Below are 15,340 nucleotides of genomic sequence, written 5' to 3' on the forward strand. Positions count from 1 at the left end.
AACTACATCATGAATACCAGCGCAGTTTTGCTCATGCTCCTGTTCATCATCGTCATCTGGGGAGGCCTCGCGTTCTCCGTCTTCCTGCTCTCCCGCACCGACGACAACACCACCGGTGAGCTTGGCGATGCACCGGGCACCGACGACGCCTCTCTGCTGCACCGCGTGCACAAGACGGCCTAATAAGCCGCACGGCGCCTCTTCAAACGAATCAATCCCGCGTTCCTGGTTGCAGGGCGCGGGATTCTCGCTTTTCGACGCCTATCGGCCCGCGATCGCGCGGGCGAAAGATGAAACCCCGTGGCGACGCATTGTGCGAGGTCACGGGGTAGATTTTGTGTCCCCGACAGGATTCGAACCTGCGACCTTTGGTACCGGAAACCAATGCTCTATCCACTGAGCTACGGAGACTTGAAATAAGCGGTGACCGAGTGTTACCTCGGTCTTCAACGCTTTTGAAATACTACCACCGATGTGGTTTAGGTATGTAATCCGGGAAGGTCGGTCGTGGCGACCTCGCCGGTGAGCAGGTAGTGTGCCACGAGCGCCTCGGCGGCGTCGTTGCCCAGCCCCACGTGACCGTGGCCGGGGCCGTGGACGGTGACCACGGTCGAGCCCATCGGGTCGGACATGCCGTGATAGAGGCCGTAGGGGGTCTGCGGGTCGCCGGTGCCTTGGAGCTCCAGCGGCCGGGTTGCCAGCTGGCTACCGTCGAGTGCCGGGACGCGGGTCGTGGGCTCCGCGCCCGCGCAGACCGCGCCGGAGCCGAAGGCGGCGGGCGGGGTGGCGATCGGGTCGTTGGAGACTAGAACGCCCCACAGGTACTTCGGCCATAGCAGCGGGTCGGTGGGGGAGTAGCCCTCGTTGCACATGATGACCTGCTGCATGAGCTGCGAGTTGACGATGATATTCTTTGTCGCCTCCGACAGGGCGGAGGCGTCCACGTTGGGCGTCTGTTCCTGTCCACTGACGATGGCGGCGAGGTGATCCCACTCGCGTGGGATCGGGGCGATCTGGCGGGTGAGCTGCACCGTCGGGGAGGCGGCCTGGTTGCCGCCTGTGGTCGCCTGGCTGCTCAGTCCCTGGGAGCTGGCCTGCGTAGGTGCTGCGGCGTTGAAGGCGTCGAGTCCCGCGGGGCCGAGCGCGGCGAGCTCGGCGGGGAGGTCGGCCATGGTCGCCTTCGGCGGGGTGATCGTCGGCCACGCGCCGGATTCCTGCTGCACCTTCTTCGCCCAGCTCGTGTAGACCGCGTACGGGGTGGTTCCCAAGCCGTAGGCGTCGTTACGCGTTGCAACGTAGGCGAAGAAGTCGTGGAAGGCCTGCGTGTATCCGGCCTCCTGGGCCTGCATGAGCTCCGACCAGAACGTCGTGGGCGAGGTGCCGGAGTCGAGGACGACCTTGTCGGCGACGTGCGGGAAGAGCGTCGCGTAGACCGAGCCGAGGATGGTGCCGTAGCTGAGCCCCAGGATGTTGATCTTCTCGTAGCCGAGCGCGCGGCGGACCTCCTCCCAGTCGCGGGCGGTGTTCTCCGTGGTGATGTGGGGGCCGTAGCCGGGGTTGCTCGCCTCGCACGCCTGGCGTAGTGCCGCGCCGTTGCTGAACAGGGCGCTCGCCAGGTCGATGCTCTCGCCCTGGCCGCAGTCGATCGGGGTGGATCCGACCAAGCCGCGCGGCTGCACCCATACCATGTCCCACTGGCTCGTGATGGAATCGGGCAGGGTGAACGGCTGGTCCGCGCCGACGTAGCTGTACGCGGAGCCGCCGGGTCCGCCGGGGTTGGTGAACACGGCGCCGTGCGAGTTCGCGCCCTTGACGCGGATGAAGCCCACGCTGATCGTCGCCCCATCCGGCTGCGAGTAGTCCAGCGGCACGTCGATGCGCCCGCACTCGGCGCCGGGCTTGGTCACCCCGTCCGGGCACTGCTCCCAGGTAATTTGCTGTTGCTTGTCGACGCCTACGGCTACCGGAGCCAGCCCGATGGCGGCCGCGGCAATCGTCGTTGCCAGCGCGGCGGCGGTCCCGATGGTTCTCATCGCACCCAGCTCCCTTCATATACAAAATCGATTATGTGAATCAGGATAGCAATAAGCCCGGGCCGCGGCAGGGAAACCGCAACCCGGGCACGACCGGTTACTGGGGCAGGTTGTCCACGGCGTACTGTGCCTCAGAGGGCGTGAACTGCTCGCCGTAGGCGCTGGTGAGCTGGTCGTAGATCGCGCTCGGCGACATGGCCATCATGTCCTGGTAGCTCTTGGCCTTCGCCAGCGCGTTCGCGTTGTAGTCGGCCTTGAGGTTGTCCACGGCGTACTGGGCGGCCTCGGCACTGAAGCCCTCGCCGTACTCGCTGGTCAGCTGGTCGTAGATGCCCTGCTTGGACATGTGCATGGTCTTGGAGTAGCTCTCCGCCTTGCGCAGGGCGTTCGTGTACTCGCGGGGCACCGAGCCCTGGTCGCTGGCGGTGCTGGCAGAGCCGGTGGAACCGCTCCCGGAGGGGGCGAGCGCGGCCACGGCGTCCTGCAGCTGCTCGACGGCCTCGCTGACGGCGGTGGGGGAGGTGGTGCCAGCGGTGTCGGCGGAGACCGCGTCGGCCGCGACCGTCGCGACCGCCGTGCTCGACGCGCTCGAAGAGCTCGTGCCGCTGTCGCCGCCCTGGCTGGTGGCGACGCCGAGGGCGACGAGCGCCGCGCCGCCGACGGCGACCCACTTGAGCTTGCCGGACTTCTTCTTCGGGGCCGGCGCGGGAGTAGGGGTGGTGTACGGGTTGGGCATGGTCATGATGACTCCTAGGGGTGAAGGCGCGCCGTTGGGGAGGGGAGCCCGCGGGAGCGGAGTGGGGGAAGATGGAGGATTTCTTTCTTCCGTGATCTTCAAGCTAGGAGCCCTGCGCGACGCGGCGATGCGCCGATTCGAACGCGTGTACAGGAAAACCCCGGCTGGCCAAGGCGAAGCCGGGGTTGCAAGGTGCGTCGATCGCTAGTCGACGATCACGCAGATGAGCGTGCGGGGGCCGTGCACGCCCTCAACGCGGTTGAGCTCGATGTCGGAGGTGGCCGACGGGCCCGAGATCATCGTGTTGGGCAGCGTGTGGCTCAGCCGCGCGACCATCTCCGGCACGCCGTAGACCACGTTTTCCATGCGCACGATGCACACGTGGCAGTCGGGCACGAGCGTGAGCGCGCGGCGGCCGCACAGCGGGCCGGACTCGAGGCAGATGGTGCCGGTCTGCGCCGACGCCACGTGCGAGTCGGTGACCACGGCGTCGACGTCGTTGAGCAGGCGCGGGTCGGAGTCACGATCGTCCGGGGTGGCCGTGCCGCCGAAGGCGTCGAAAAGCGAAGCATCGAGCCCCTCGGCGAAGCGAACGTCCTTGGCGCCGCGATCGTTGAGGATCTTCACGATGTCCTCGGCGAGCTTCTCCTTCGAGGAGTGGACCACCTGGGCCTTGTAGTCGACGAGGCGGTCGATGAGCAGGTCGCGCAGCTCGTCGTGGGGCAGGGTCGTCTCGTGGATGTAGTCGCGCGAGGTGGGGTAGGCGCCCTCCGGCACGTTGGCGAGCTTATTCGCATTGCGGATGCGGGTCAGGATCTCAGTTTTTGCGTCCATGTTCCTTATAGCTCCTTATGCCTTGTCGCTGTCGGTGGTGGGGATGCCCTCGCGGCGGGCGTCGGCAAGCAACTGCTTGGCCTCGTCGGTGTCGAACCACTGGCGGAAGGACTTCTTCGGCGGCACGGCGGTGTCACGGACGTCGGTCCAGCCTGCGAGGAAGCTCGGCAGGTGCGTGATCTTGCCGTTGGATCCGCCGAGGAGGCGGCCCATGAACACCATCTTGGTGACGTTGTTCCAGACCATCTTGTTGCCCCAGGCCAGCTGCATGGCGCCCATGATGCCGGCCTCGATTTTCGGCTTGTCCGTCTCGATCTTCTGGTGGCGCAGCTCCAAGAGGATGTCTGTGAAGGGGATCTTCACCGGGCAGACCTCGTTGCAGCGGCCGCACAGGGAGGAGGCGTACGGCAGGTAGGCGGAAGGATCGTGCTTGTCCTTGATGCCGGTCAGCTGCGGGGTGAGGATGGCGCCGATCGGGCCCGGGTAGGTGGAGCCGTAGGCGTGGCCGCCAGCGCGCTCGTAGACCGGGCAGACGTTGAGGCAGGCCGAGCAGCGGATGCACTTGAGCGCCTCGCGGCCCTGCTCGTCGGCGAGCACCGCGGTGCGCCCGTTGTCGACGAGCACGATGTGGAAGTTCTTCGGGCCGTCGCCCTCGGTAACCCCCGACCAGGTGGACACGTACGGGGCTTGGCGCTCGCCGGTGGAGGAGCGCGGCAGGAGCTGGAGGAAGACCTCGAGGTCCTGGAAGGTGGGCAGGATCTTCTCGATGCCCATGACGGAGATGAGTGTCTCCGGCATGGTCAAGCACATGCGCCCGTTGCCCTCGGACTCCATGATGGTGACGGTGCCGGTCTCGGCGATGCCGAAGTTCGCGCCGGAGATGGCCACCTTGGCCTTCATGAACTGCTCGCGCAGGAAGGTGCGGGAGGCCTCGGCGAGATCCGCGGGCTCGGTGGACAGCGACTCGTCGGTATTCGGCATCTCGCGGATGAAGATGTCGCGGATCTCCGCGCGGTTGCGGTGGATCGCGGGCACGAGGATGTGGGAGGGGCGGTCGTGGCCCAGCTGGACGATGAGCTCGGCCAGGTCGGTCTCCTGTGCGGAGATGCCCTCCTTCTTGAGGTGGTCGTTCAGCCCGATCTCCATGGTGGCCATGGACTTGATCTTGACCACGTGCTCCTCGCCGGTCTCCTTGACCAGGCCGGTGACGATCTCGCAGGCCTCCTCGGCGTTGCGCGCCCAGTGGACGTGGCCGCCGCGGGCGGTGACGGCCTCCTCGAACTGGACGAGCAGCTCGTCGAGGCGAGCTCCCACGTCGCGCTTGATGTCGGATCCCGCCTGGCGAAGGGCCTCCCAGTCGCTGATCTCGCTGGTCACGCGGGCGCGCTTCTCGCGGATAGTGGTGGTGGCTTTGGTCAGGTTGCGGCGCTGGGTGGCGTTGTTGAGGCCATCGTTGGCGGCCTTGACGAAGTTCGGGCCAAGCCGCAGCTCCGAGGACTCGGACGCGCGCGGCGGCAGGGTCGGGGTGCCCAGGTTGACGCTCACAGCATGAACTCCTTCGAGTAGACGGCCGAGGTGGGGGTCCACGGGTGCTCCTTGGTGGAGGCGAGGATCTCGGCGAGGTGAATGGCGCGGATGCCCACGTGCTGGCGCGACAGGGAACCCGCGATGTTCATGAGGCAGGAGGAGTCGCCGCCGGTGACGAACTCTGCGCCGGTGGACTCGATGTTGCGGGACTTATCGGAGACCATCGCCGCGGAGGTGGCCGCGTTCTTCAGGGAGAAGGTTCCGCCGAAGCCGCAGCACTCTTCCTTGTTGGGGAGGTCGATGAGCTCTAGGCCCTCGACGTTCTGGAGCAGGCGGTAGGGGCGGTCGCCCAGCTTGATAAACCGCAGGCCGTGGCAGGAGGGGTGGTAGGTCACCTTGTGCGGGAAGAAGGCGCCGAGCTGGTCGGTGCCGGCGACGTCGATGAGGAACTCTGGGAGGTCCAGCGTCTTCTTGGAGGCGGTGCGGGCGCCGTCCTGGAGGGCCTTGGAGCCGTAGCGATCGGCGATGTGCTCGTGCTGCTCGCGGACCGCGCCCACGCAGGAGCCGGAAGGAGCCACGACGTAGTCGATCGACGGATCGGAGAAGGCGTCGACGTAGTTCTCGATGAGCGGGATGGCTTCCTTCTGGTAGCCGGTGTTGACGTGCATCTGACCGCAGCAGGTCTGCGCCTCGGGGAAGACGACCTCGTATCCCAGACGGGAGAGGATCACTGCGGTGGCCTTGGAGGCATCGGGGAACATGGCGTCGCCGATGCACGTGGAAAAGAGCGCAACTCTCACGGTTTCGAGCTCCTTTGAGTTGTGGGCTGAATCTGTCGCCCCGGCTCCCGAAAACGGGGGCCGACGACTTTTAGTGGACATGTTTCATAGTAGCGAAGAATGAAAAATCATGAACTCGCAAAAGGGCGTTTAAGCAGCGATTATTTACGCAACGTTAGTGTTTCTTAAACGCCGAAAAGGTCGTGTGAAGTGGGGGAAGGTTTGTGATGTGGGTCTCTGAACTTTCCGGCAAGTGGGCGTTGAGGTGCGGGAAATTGGCTTCGACCCGTGGTGTGCGGGTGGAGTGAACGGGGGTGGAAAATGTGGGAACGCATCGCCCCTTTGGTCTGACCAGAATGGGTGAGCTGCGAAAAATGGGGAAAAATTATCCCGAAAATTCCGCTGTGATGTTTTTCACCCGGTGAAACCGGTTCTTTTTGGCTCACTCGGCTAGCAATCTGTGCGGCGTTGCATAGTAGGGTTGTGGGAAGGGAATCGAGCGGCGGAAAGATGGTCCTCTGCCAATTTGGTCGACAAAAATGATTCATTTTTGCGCGATGAGATTCCATTAATAAACTGAATTACCGGCGAATTAATTCGGCTTTTAAAAGCGTAGGAAATGATTTATCGGTCGGAATTGGGGATGTAAATTCCTGAATTAGCCCGGCCGTTTCTTAGGTGTTTCCTCGATGCTTGTCCACCTCCCCCTCGATCTTTGCGCGGGGCCCTTTTAGGGCCTCAACCTTGACCGATTAAGAACGGCGGTGAGGGAAGGCCGGGCCTTTCGGCGGCGGGCGTTTCGCGCTCGGCGAGGAAATGCCGCATCAATTTGTGGCCTCTTTATGGCAAAGGTGCCCACATTCGCACCGCCTTTGCGCCAAACGTTTTCGCGGCGGCGAAATCGATTGCTTAAAGGGATAAGGAATTGTCCCGGAAGCCCAGACAAAAAGGCCGCGGGTCCGATCCGGCGAATTCTCGCACACCGCCGGCATTCGCCCACAATCTTTGTGCTACGCGCACAGGCACAACTTCATAGTCCTTTTATGCATTGGCTCTTGGAGCCTCCTCCTGAAGCCCGCCACCGATCACCGCGGCGCAGCGGGGGGAGGGGAACCCATCCTCGGATCGATCCCCGGGGCGGCGCTTGACCAGCTCGTCCCCGCGGAAGGGCCGATGCAGTCGATCCTCGAATCCGAAATGAGGCACCGAATATGTTCACACCGACCACACACGCGGTCGCTGGCAGCCTGGAGCTATCCGCCCTCTGCGCCATCATCCCCCTCTTCGCCTTCTTCCTCTTCCTCATGGTGTTGAAGTGGAAGGCGCACTGGTCGGCGCTCGCGTCGGTCGTCGTCGCCCTCGTGGTGGGCATCCTCGCCTTCAAGATGCCCACTCACTTAGCTGTGCTCTCCTTTACCCAGGGCGCCTTCTTCGGGTTGTTCCCGATCGTCTACATCATCTGGATGGCGGTGTGGATCTACGACCTCACCGTCAAGACCGGGCGCTTCGAGGACATGCGCACCATCTTCTCCAAGATCGGCCGCGGCGACATGCGCGTGCAGGCGATGCTCATCGGCTTCGCCTTCGGCGGTCTGCTGGAGGCCTTGGCCGGATTCGGCGCCCCAGTGGCGATCGTTGCGGCGATGCTCGTGGCCATCGGGTTGAAGCCGATGAAGGCCGTGCTCGTGACCTTCGTGGCCAACTGCTCGCCGGTCGCCTTCGGCGCCATGGGCATCCCTGTGGCCACCGGCGGCCTGCTCACCGGCATCCCAGGCGAGCAGGTGGCCGCGATGGCCGGCCGCCAGGTCTCCTTCGTCGCGCTCATCGTGCCCTTCGTTCTAGCGTTCATCATGGACGGCATGCGCGGCATCCGCCAGACCTGGCCGATGGCCCTGCTGCTGGGTGTCGCCTTCGGCGGCGGGCAGTTCCTCGCCTCCAACTACTTCTCCTACGTGCTCACCGACGTCGTCGCCTGCCTGCTCTCGCTGACCTTGGGCGTGGCCTTCCTGCGCTTCTGGAAGCCCACCACCCCGGAGGACCAGGCCTCGGCCATCGACGCCGACTCCGTCCACCTCACCACCGAGCGCACAGTCATGGCGCTGTTCCCGTACCTGCTCATCGTCGTCGTCTTCTCGGTGACCAGCCTGTGGAAGATCGGCTTCGACCTGCCCGCGGCCCTGAAGTCCACCGACCTGAAGTTCGGCTGGCCGGGCCTGCACGGGCACGTGGTCAACGCGGCGGGCGAGCCGGTGTCCAACACGCTGTTCAACTTTAATTGGCTGTCGACGCCGGGCACCATCCTCTTCCTGTGCGGCGTGATCACGGTCCTCGTCTACGCGGCCAACACCTGCCACGGCAAGTACCCGCTGAGCATCGCGGGAGGATTCGGCGAGCTCGGCCGCGGTGGGTATAAGATGCGCTACTCGGCGCTGACTATCGCCGCGGTCATGGGCCTGGCCTACGTCATGAACATGTCCGGGCAGACCGCCGCCATCGGCGCCTTCCTCGCCGGAACCGGCGCGATCTTCCCGCTGCTGTCGCCGCTGCTCGGCTGGATCGGTACCTGGGTCACGGGCTCGGCGACCTCTGCCAACGCGCTGTTCGCCCAGATGCAGGCGACCACCGCTGGCCAGGTGGGGGTGAGCCCGACCCTGCTCGTCGGCGCCAACACCGCAGGTGCCACGCTCGGCAAGATGATGAGCCCGCAGACACTGACCATCGCCGCGACCGCGGTCAACATGGAAAACGGCGAGGCGAAGATCATGGGCCAGGCCTGGAAGTACTCGCTCGGTCTGCTCGTGTACGTCTGCGTGCTCGTCTTCCTGCAGTCTTCAGTTTTTGGTTTCATGGTTGTCGGCTAGACTGCTAGTTCATGACACCAGCGGATCTTTCTACTCTTATTAAGGACACAGCAGTCGCCGTTCTCACCGGGCGCGACTTGGACACCACGGCGCTTCCGGAGAAGGTTGTCGTGGAGCGTCCGCGCAACCCGGAGCACGGCGATTACGCCACCAACGTGGCGCTGCAGGTGGCCAAGAAGGTAGGAATGAACCCGCGCGAGCTCGGCACGCTGCTGGCCGAGGCGCTTTCGGCCAGCGACGCCATCGAGTCTGCGGAGATCGCGGGCCCGGGCTTCATTAACATCCGCCTGGCCGCCGCCGCCCAGGGGGCGATCGTCGCCAAGGTCCTCTCGGAGGGAGAGAGCTTCGGCCACAACGACGCCTACCAGGGCCTGCGCGTCAACCTCGAGTTCGTCTCCGCCAACCCTACGGGACCGATCCACCTCGGCGGCACCCGCTGGGCCGCTGTGGGCGACTCGCTCGGCCGCGTGCTTGCCGCCTCCGGCGCGAAGGTCACCCGCGAGTACTACTTCAACGACCACGGCCGCCAGATCGACCGCTTCTCCAACTCGCTGGTCGCGGCCGCCAAGGGCCTGCCCACGCCTGAGGACGGTTACGGCGGAGACTACATTCAGGACATCGCAGCCCGCGTCGTCGAAAAGCGCCCCGACGTCATGGACATGGAACCGGAAGCGATGCAGGAAACCTTCCGCGAGCTGGGCGTGGAGATGATGTTCGCGCACATCAAGGAATCCCTGCACGAGTTCGGCACCGACTTCGACGTCTACTTCCACGAGAATTCCCTGTTCGAGTCCGGCGCCGTCGAGCGCGCGATCCAGAAGCTGAAGGACAACGGCAACCTCTACGAAGCCGACGGCGCCTGGTGGCTGCGTTCCTCCAACTACGGCGACGACAAGGACCGCGTCGTGATCAAGTCGGACGGCGACGCCGCCTACATCGCCGGCGACATCGCCTACGTCGCGGACAAGTTCGATCGCGGCCACGACCTGTGCATCTACATGCTCGGCGCCGACCACCACGGATACATCTCCCGCCTGCGTGCCGCCGCCGCGGCCTTGGGCTACGACCCGAAGAACGTGGAGGTGCTCATCGGCCAGATGGTCAACCTGCTGCGCGACGGCCAGGCCGTGCGCATGTCCAAGCGCGCCGGAACCGTCATCACCCTCGACGATCTCGTGGAGGCCATCGGCATCGACGCCGCCCGCTACTCGATGATCCGCTCGTCGGTGGATTCCTCGCTGGACATCGACCTCGAGCTGTGGGCCTCGCAGTCCTCGGACAACCCGGTCTACTACGTGCAGTACGGGCATGCGCGCCTGTGCTCGATCGCCCGCAAGGCGGCCGACCTGGGCGTGACCCCCGACGGCGCCGACCTCTCGTTGCTCGTCCACGAGCGCGAGGGCGACCTCATCCGCACCCTCGGCGAGTTCCCGGCCGTGGTCAAGGCGGCGGCCGAGCTGCGCGAGCCGCACCGCGTGGCCCGCTACGCCGAGGAGCTGGCCGGTACGTTCCACCGTTTCTACGACTCCTGCCAGATCCTGCCCAAGCAGGGCGAGGAGCCGACCCCGCTGCACACCGCCCGCCTGGCGCTCGCCCGCGCGACCCGCCAGGTGCTCGCCAACGCGCTGGGTCTGGTCGGTGTGAGCGCACCGGAGCGTATGTAACGTGGGCTTCAACGACATCCCGGCCCACGTGTGGCCGCGTTCCGCCGTCCGCAACGCCGCTGGCCAGGTCGAGATCGGCGGCGTGTCCTTGCCTTCGCTTGCCGACGCCTACGGCACCCCGCTCATGGTCGTCGACAAGCGCGACTTCCTCTCGCGCTGCCAGGACATGGCCCGCGCCTTCGGCGGCGGCGAGAACGTCCACTACGCCTCCAAGGCGTTCCTCACTACCCAGGTCGCGAAGTGGGTAGCCGAGCAGGGGCTCCACCTCGACGTCGCCTCGCTGGGGGAGCTGGAGATCGCCCTGCACGCCGATTTCCCGGCCGCGGACATCACCGCCCACGGCAACAACAAGTCCGAGGCCTTCCTGCGCCGCTGCGTGACCGCGGGCGTGGGCACCGTCGTGCTGGACTCCTTCCAAGAGCTCGAGCGCCTCGAGAAGATCGCGGGCGAGGCGGGCATCGTGCAAAACGTCCTGGTCCGCGTGAAGCCGGGCGTGGAGGCGCACACCCACGAGTTCATCGCCACCAGCCACGAGGACCAGAAGTTCGGCTTCTCGCTGGCCTCCGGCTCCGCGCACAAGGCGGCCGTCATGGCGCACGAGTCGGGTTCGCTCAAGCTTCGGGGCCTGCACTGCCACGTGGGAAGCCAGGTCTTCGACGCGGAGGGCTTCAAGCTCGCCGCCGAGCGCGTCCTCGAGCTGTACAAGCAGCTTATCGACGCCGTTGGTGAGGAATCCCTCGCCGTTTTGGATCTCGGTGGTGGCTATGGCATCGCGTACACGGAGGACGAGGAGCCCCTCGACGTCGACGAGGTCGCCCACGACCTCATCACCGCCGTGGGCAAGACCGCGGCGGAGCTGGGAATCGAGGCCCCGCGCGTCATGGTGGAGCCAGGCCGCGCCATCGCTGGCCCGTCCACGGTGACCGTTTACGAGGTGGGAACCGTCAAGGACGTCCACGTCGACGACGACACCACCCGCCGCTACCTGAGCGTGGACGGCGGAATGAGCGACAATATTCGCCCGGCGCTCTACGACGCGAAGTACGACGTGCGCGTTGTCGATCGTGTGGTCGCCGGCACGCCGATCACCACGCGCATCGTCGGGTCTCACTGCGAGTCGGGGGACATTTTGCTGGATAGCGCGCAGCTTCCCAGCGACATCGGGGCGGGTACCCTGGTGGCCTTCGCGGCGACCGGCGCCTACTGCTACTCGATGAGCTCCCGATACAACATGGCGTTGCGTCCCGCCGTGGTCGTCGTCGAGGACGGAGCAGCCTCGCTCATGCTTCGGCGTGAAACCATGGACGATTTCTTCGCTCTCGAGGCGTAGCGGCACGATTCTGCGAAGGTGCTTCCGGCGCCGGGATGCCTGCGAACACGCGGTGCCCCCGCCGAGAGCCCGACCCTTCCATAGGCCAAGCCGTGGGCTGGGGGTGCGGGGCGGGTGGGAAGCAGCAGGAGCCCGCACGTTGACATAGACTCGGGGAGTTAGAGTCTGCTCGCCGGTGGTGCCGATGCGACGCGTCGGTGGCCCCGGCTGGCCCGGGCCTTGGGAGCTGGGCCACCCGGCATGGCTTGACGTCGAGCAGCAAGCCCCGGGACATACTCTGAATAAAACTGTTAGACCACATCAAGACGGCTTCGTGTAATCACTGGCGTCTACTAGACTGGAGCACCATGACGAACGCAACGACCAATCCGGCCACCACCTACAACTCAGGCAAGGGGGAGGGTGAGCCCGTGGGCATCGCCATCCTGGGTTACGGCACTGTCGGAAGCCAGGTCCTGCGCCTGATGCTCGAGAACGCCGAAGCCTTCGAGCACCGCTCCGGCGGCCCGCTCGAGGTCAAGGGCGTGGCCGTGAGCTCCGTGGACAAGCACGCGGGCTCCCTCGCCGACCAGAAGGGGCTGCTCACCACCGACGCCCGCGCGCTCATCGACCGCGACGACGTCGACATCGTGGTCGAGGTCATCGGCGGCATCGACTACCCGCGCGAGCTCGTGCTGAACGCCCTGCGCAACGGCAAGTCCGTGGTCACCGCCAACAAGGCGCTGGTGGCCGCCCACTCCGCCGAGCTTGCCGAGGCTGCCGACGCCGCGGGGGTCGACCTCTACTTCGAGGCCGCCGTCGCCGCCGCCATCCCGGTCGTGGGACCGCTGCGCCGCTCGCTGGCCGGCGACCAGGTCCAGTCCGTGGCGGGCATCGTCAACGGCACCACCAACTTCATCCTCGACGCCATGGACTCCACCGGCGCCTCCTACGACGACATGCTCGCCGAGGCCACCCGCCTGGGCTACGCCGAGGCCGACCCCACCGCCGACGTCGAGGGCTACGACGCCGCCTCCAAGGCCGCCATCCTCGCCTCCCTGGCCTTCCACACCCGCGTGACCGCCGACGACGTCCACCGCGAGGGCATCTCCTCGATCACCGCCGAGGACATCGAGGCCGCCAAGCAGTCCGGCAACACCATCAAGCTGCTGGCCATCTGCGAGCGGCTTGTCGACGACCAAGGCAACGAATCCATCTCCGCCCGCGTGCACCCCACCCTGATCTCCCGCTCCCACCCGCTGGCCAGCGTGGACAAGTCCTTCAACGCCGTGTTCATCGAGGCCGAGGCTGCCGGCCGTCTCATGTTCTACGGCAACGGCGCGGGCGGCAACCCGACCGCCTCCGCCGTGCTCGGCGACATCGTGGGCGCCGCCCGCAACAAGGTCTTCGGCGGCCGCGCGCCGGGCGAGTCCACCTACGCGAACCTGCCCATCGCCGACTTCGGCGACGTGCCCACCCGCTACCACATCGACATGGAGGTCGAGGACCGCATCGGCGTGCTGGCGCTGCTGACCCAGATCTTCGCCAACCACAGCATCTCCCTGCGCACCGTGCGCCAGGAGGAAAAGGACGGACACGCCCGCCTCATCTTCGTCACCCACACCGCCCGCGAGCGCGACCTTGCGGCCACCGTGGAAGAGGTTAAGGGGCTGGTGCCGGTCAAGGCGATCAAGAGCGTCATCCGCCTGGCCGCGCAGTAAGAGTCGGCACCCGAGCGAGAAACTCCTTCGCGGACGCGCGCTTTCACGGCGGGCGTCCGCACATCTTCAAGAAAGGTCTTTAGAACTTCCATGGCAATCGAGATCCCGGTGGGGAAGAAGGTCACCGTCACCGTCCCGGCCTCGTCCGCGAACCTGGGTCCGGGCTTCGACACCCTGGGCATGGCGCTGTCGCTCTTCGACACCGTCGAGGTCGAGGTCATCCCCGCGGGGCTCGAGGTCGAGGTCTTCGGTGAGGGCCAAGGCGAGCTGCCGCTGGACGGCTCCCACCTCGTGGTGAAGGCGATTCGCTCGGGGCTCAAGGCCTCCGATTGCGAGGTTCCGGGCCTGCGTGTGGTCTGCCACAACAACATTCCGCAGTCCCGTGGGCTCGGCTCCTCGGCGGCTGCCGCGGTCGCGGGCGTGAGCGCCGCCAACGGGCTGGCCGGTTTCCCGCTCACCGACGCCCAGGTGGTGCAGCTGTCCTCCTCCTTCGAGGGGCACCCGGACAACGCCGCGGCATCCGTGCTGGGCAAGGCCGTCGTGTCCTGGACAGAGATCCCGGTCGACGGTCGCACCGAGCCGCAGTACAAGGCGGTGAGCATCCCGGTCCACGAGTCCATCCACGCCACCGCGCTGGTCCCGAGCTTCCACGCCTCCACCGAGGCCGTGCGCCGGGTGCTCCCGAGCGATGTCACCCACGTCGACGCCCGGTTTAACGTCTCCCGCGTGGCCGTCATGACCGTGGCCCTGCAGCAGCACCCGGAGCTTCTGTGGGAGGGCACCCGCGATCGCCTCCACCAGCCCTACCGCGCAGACGTGCTGCCGGTGACCGCGGAGTGGGTCAACCGCCTGCGCAATCGCGGGTACGCGGCCTACCTCTCGGGCGCCGGCCCGACCGTCATGGTCTTGTCCACCAAGCCGGTGGAGGAGAAGATCCTCGACCAAGCTCGCGACGAGGGGCTGCGGGTGCTGCAGCTCGAGGTCGCCGGGCCGGTCAAGGTCGAGGTGAAGTAGGGGCGAAAAGCCACAACCGCCGCGGACGTTTTCGTCCACGGCGGTTTTTCGATGTTTTAGGCGCAATGGCCTAGCTGGGGGGCGTGCGCTCCGGCTAGCTCGCAGCGGGCACGGCATCGGCGGCTGCGACGCCGGTGACCGCGATGGTGCAGCACCCGGGGGCGTCGAAGGGCTTGAGCTTGAGGTTGACCGAGTCATCGCCGACGAACTCGTTGAGCATACCCTGGTGGATCATGCACAGGAACATCGACGGCTTGTGGTTGGCTAGGACGAACGGGCACGAGTGCATGGTGACGTTGACCTCGCCCGCCTCCTCGGTGGCCTGGTCGACCGTGGGATCGAAGCCCATCTGGCGCAGGTGCTGGAAGAGGTTGGTGACCGCGGACTGCATGTCACGAGCGGAGTAGCCCTCCTGCTTCATGCGGGTGCCCCACATCCGGCCGACTGCGAGCGCTGTCTCCTTGGCTTCAGCCGAATCTTGGTCGGCCAGCTGGGCGGCGAAAACCTCGATGAGGGTGAGGTACTCCCGGGCCACGGCCCGGTTGTCGGGGATGCGCACGGAGTAGATGAGCGAGGGGCGGCCCCGGCCGGTCGCTGCGGTGGGGACGGCCACCACGGCGTCGCGGTCGACGAGCTCGTCGAGGTGTCCGCGGGCGGTGTTGATGTGCATGCCGAGCGCCTTGGCGACGTCGCCGACCTTGGCGCCGTGGGAGAAGGTGCCCAGGGTGTCGAGCACTTGGCGCTGCTTCGGGCTGAGGTTCAAAGACTCCGGGAACAGCTCGGTGGCGGGGCGGGGAGCAACCTTCTTACTCATGGGTGGGCCTTGTCTATGGTCGGTCTCGTTCGGGCGCACTGGCTGTGT

General features: G+C 66.0%; 12 protein-coding genes and 1 tRNA gene. 6 read left to right on the forward strand and 7 right to left on the reverse strand.

Features of this window, described 5'->3' with window-relative positions; genetic code table 11:
• Positions 1 to 9: 9 nt before the first annotated feature.
• The gene (gene metS / locus B843_RS05725) at positions 10 to 183 is read left to right on the forward strand and encodes a methionine/alanine import NSS transporter subunit MetS (protein WP_025252561.1); all 174 of its coding nucleotides are present in this window, start codon (positions 10 to 12) and stop codon (positions 181 to 183) included.
• Between the two features lie 155 nt (positions 184 to 338).
• Here the strand turns inward: metS and B843_RS05730 are convergent.
• The 6 genes from B843_RS05730 to B843_RS05755 all read right to left on the reverse strand — a co-directional run bounded on the left by B843_RS05730 (position 339) and on the right by B843_RS05755 (position 5,930).
• Positions 339 to 411, reverse strand: a tRNA-Arg gene (locus B843_RS05730).
• Between the two features lie 68 nt (positions 412 to 479).
• Positions 480 to 2,033 carry an alpha/beta fold hydrolase gene (locus tag B843_RS05735; RefSeq protein WP_051483461.1) on the reverse strand — a complete coding sequence of 518 codons (1,554 nt, stop codon included), beginning with the start codon at positions 2,031 to 2,033 and terminating at the stop codon, positions 480 to 482.
• 97 nt (positions 2,034 to 2,130) lie between these two features.
• On the reverse strand, positions 2,131 to 2,769 hold the full coding sequence (locus B843_RS05740; RefSeq protein WP_025252563.1) for an Ltp family lipoprotein: 639 nt from the start codon (positions 2,767 to 2,769) through the stop codon (positions 2,131 to 2,133).
• Positions 2,770 to 2,973: 204 nt separating this feature from the next.
• Positions 2,974 to 3,603 (reverse strand): LutC/YkgG family protein, encoded by a 630-nt coding sequence (locus tag B843_RS05745; protein ID WP_025252564.1) that lies wholly within the window; start codon positions 3,601 to 3,603, stop codon positions 2,974 to 2,976.
• A 15-nt stretch (positions 3,604 to 3,618) separates the two neighbouring features.
• Positions 3,619 to 5,148 (reverse strand): LutB/LldF family L-lactate oxidation iron-sulfur protein, encoded by a 1,530-nt coding sequence (locus B843_RS05750; RefSeq protein ID WP_025252565.1) that lies wholly within the window; start codon positions 5,146 to 5,148, stop codon positions 3,619 to 3,621.
• Positions 5,145 to 5,930 carry a (Fe-S)-binding protein gene (locus B843_RS05755; RefSeq protein WP_025252566.1) on the reverse strand — a complete coding sequence of 262 codons (786 nt, stop codon included), beginning with the start codon at positions 5,928 to 5,930 and terminating at the stop codon, positions 5,145 to 5,147. Before B843_RS05755 ends, B843_RS05750 begins: the two co-directional genes overlap by 4 nt.
• Positions 5,931 to 7,120: 1,190 nt before the next feature.
• Here B843_RS05755 and B843_RS05760 point away from each other — a divergent pair.
• The 5 genes from B843_RS05760 (at position 7,121) to thrB (ending at position 14,478) form a co-directional block, all read left to right on the forward strand.
• Positions 7,121 to 8,770, forward strand: a complete 1,650-nt coding sequence (locus B843_RS05760; RefSeq protein ID WP_025252567.1) for an L-lactate permease — start codon at positions 7,121 to 7,123, stop codon at positions 8,768 to 8,770.
• Positions 8,771 to 8,781: 11 nt separating this feature from the next.
• Positions 8,782 to 10,434 carry an arginine--tRNA ligase gene (gene argS / locus B843_RS05765; RefSeq protein WP_025252568.1) on the forward strand — a complete coding sequence of 551 codons (1,653 nt, stop codon included), beginning with the start codon at positions 8,782 to 8,784 and terminating at the stop codon, positions 10,432 to 10,434.
• A gap of 1 nt (position 10,435) precedes the next feature.
• Positions 10,436 to 11,764 (forward strand): diaminopimelate decarboxylase, encoded by a 1,329-nt coding sequence (lysA, locus tag B843_RS05770; RefSeq protein ID WP_025252569.1) that lies wholly within the window; start codon positions 10,436 to 10,438, stop codon positions 11,762 to 11,764.
• A gap of 347 nt (positions 11,765 to 12,111) precedes the next feature.
• Positions 12,112 to 13,464, forward strand: coding sequence for a homoserine dehydrogenase (locus B843_RS05775; RefSeq protein WP_025252570.1), 1,353 nt, complete (start codon positions 12,112 to 12,114; stop codon positions 13,462 to 13,464).
• Between the two features lie 90 nt (positions 13,465 to 13,554).
• Positions 13,555 to 14,478, forward strand: a complete 924-nt coding sequence (thrB, locus tag B843_RS05780) for a homoserine kinase (protein ID WP_025252571.1) — start codon at positions 13,555 to 13,557, stop codon at positions 14,476 to 14,478.
• A gap of 94 nt (positions 14,479 to 14,572) precedes the next feature.
• Here thrB and B843_RS05785 read toward each other — a convergent pair whose 3' ends face one another.
• Complete coding sequence (locus B843_RS05785; RefSeq protein ID WP_025252572.1) at positions 14,573 to 15,292, reverse strand: helix-turn-helix transcriptional regulator; 720 nt, start codon at positions 15,290 to 15,292, stop codon at positions 14,573 to 14,575.
• Between the last annotated feature and the right edge of the window lie 48 nt (positions 15,293 to 15,340).

Source organism: Corynebacterium vitaeruminis DSM 20294, from assembly GCF_000550805.1.
Taxonomy (GTDB): Bacteria; Actinomycetota; Actinomycetes; order Mycobacteriales; family Mycobacteriaceae; genus Corynebacterium; species Corynebacterium vitaeruminis.

What these genes read in the sequence shown, in the direction of transcription:
- argS (WP_025252568.1), top strand. Translation starts at nt 8,782, where the DNA reads ATGACACCAGCGGATCTTTCTACTCTTATTAAGGACACAGCAGTCGCC.
- B843_RS05785 (WP_025252572.1), bottom strand. Translation starts at nt 15,292, where the DNA reads ATGAGTAAGAAGGTTGCTCCCCGCCCCGCCACCGAGCTGTTCCCGGAG.
- metS (WP_025252561.1), top strand. Translation starts at nt 10, where the DNA reads ATGAATACCAGCGCAGTTTTGCTCATGCTCCTGTTCATCATCGTCATC.
- thrB (WP_025252571.1), top strand. Translation starts at nt 13,555, where the DNA reads ATGGCAATCGAGATCCCGGTGGGGAAGAAGGTCACCGTCACCGTCCCG.
- B843_RS05745 (WP_025252564.1), bottom strand. Translation starts at nt 3,603, where the DNA reads ATGGACGCAAAAACTGAGATCCTGACCCGCATCCGCAATGCGAATAAG.
- B843_RS05775 (WP_025252570.1), top strand. Translation starts at nt 12,112, where the DNA reads ATGACGAACGCAACGACCAATCCGGCCACCACCTACAACTCAGGCAAG.
- B843_RS05740 (WP_025252563.1), bottom strand. Translation starts at nt 2,769, where the DNA reads ATGCCCAACCCGTACACCACCCCTACTCCCGCGCCGGCCCCGAAGAAG.
- B843_RS05760 (WP_025252567.1), top strand. Translation starts at nt 7,121, where the DNA reads ATGTTCACACCGACCACACACGCGGTCGCTGGCAGCCTGGAGCTATCC.
- B843_RS05735 (WP_051483461.1), bottom strand. Translation starts at nt 2,033, where the DNA reads ATGAGAACCATCGGGACCGCCGCCGCGCTGGCAACGACGATTGCCGCG.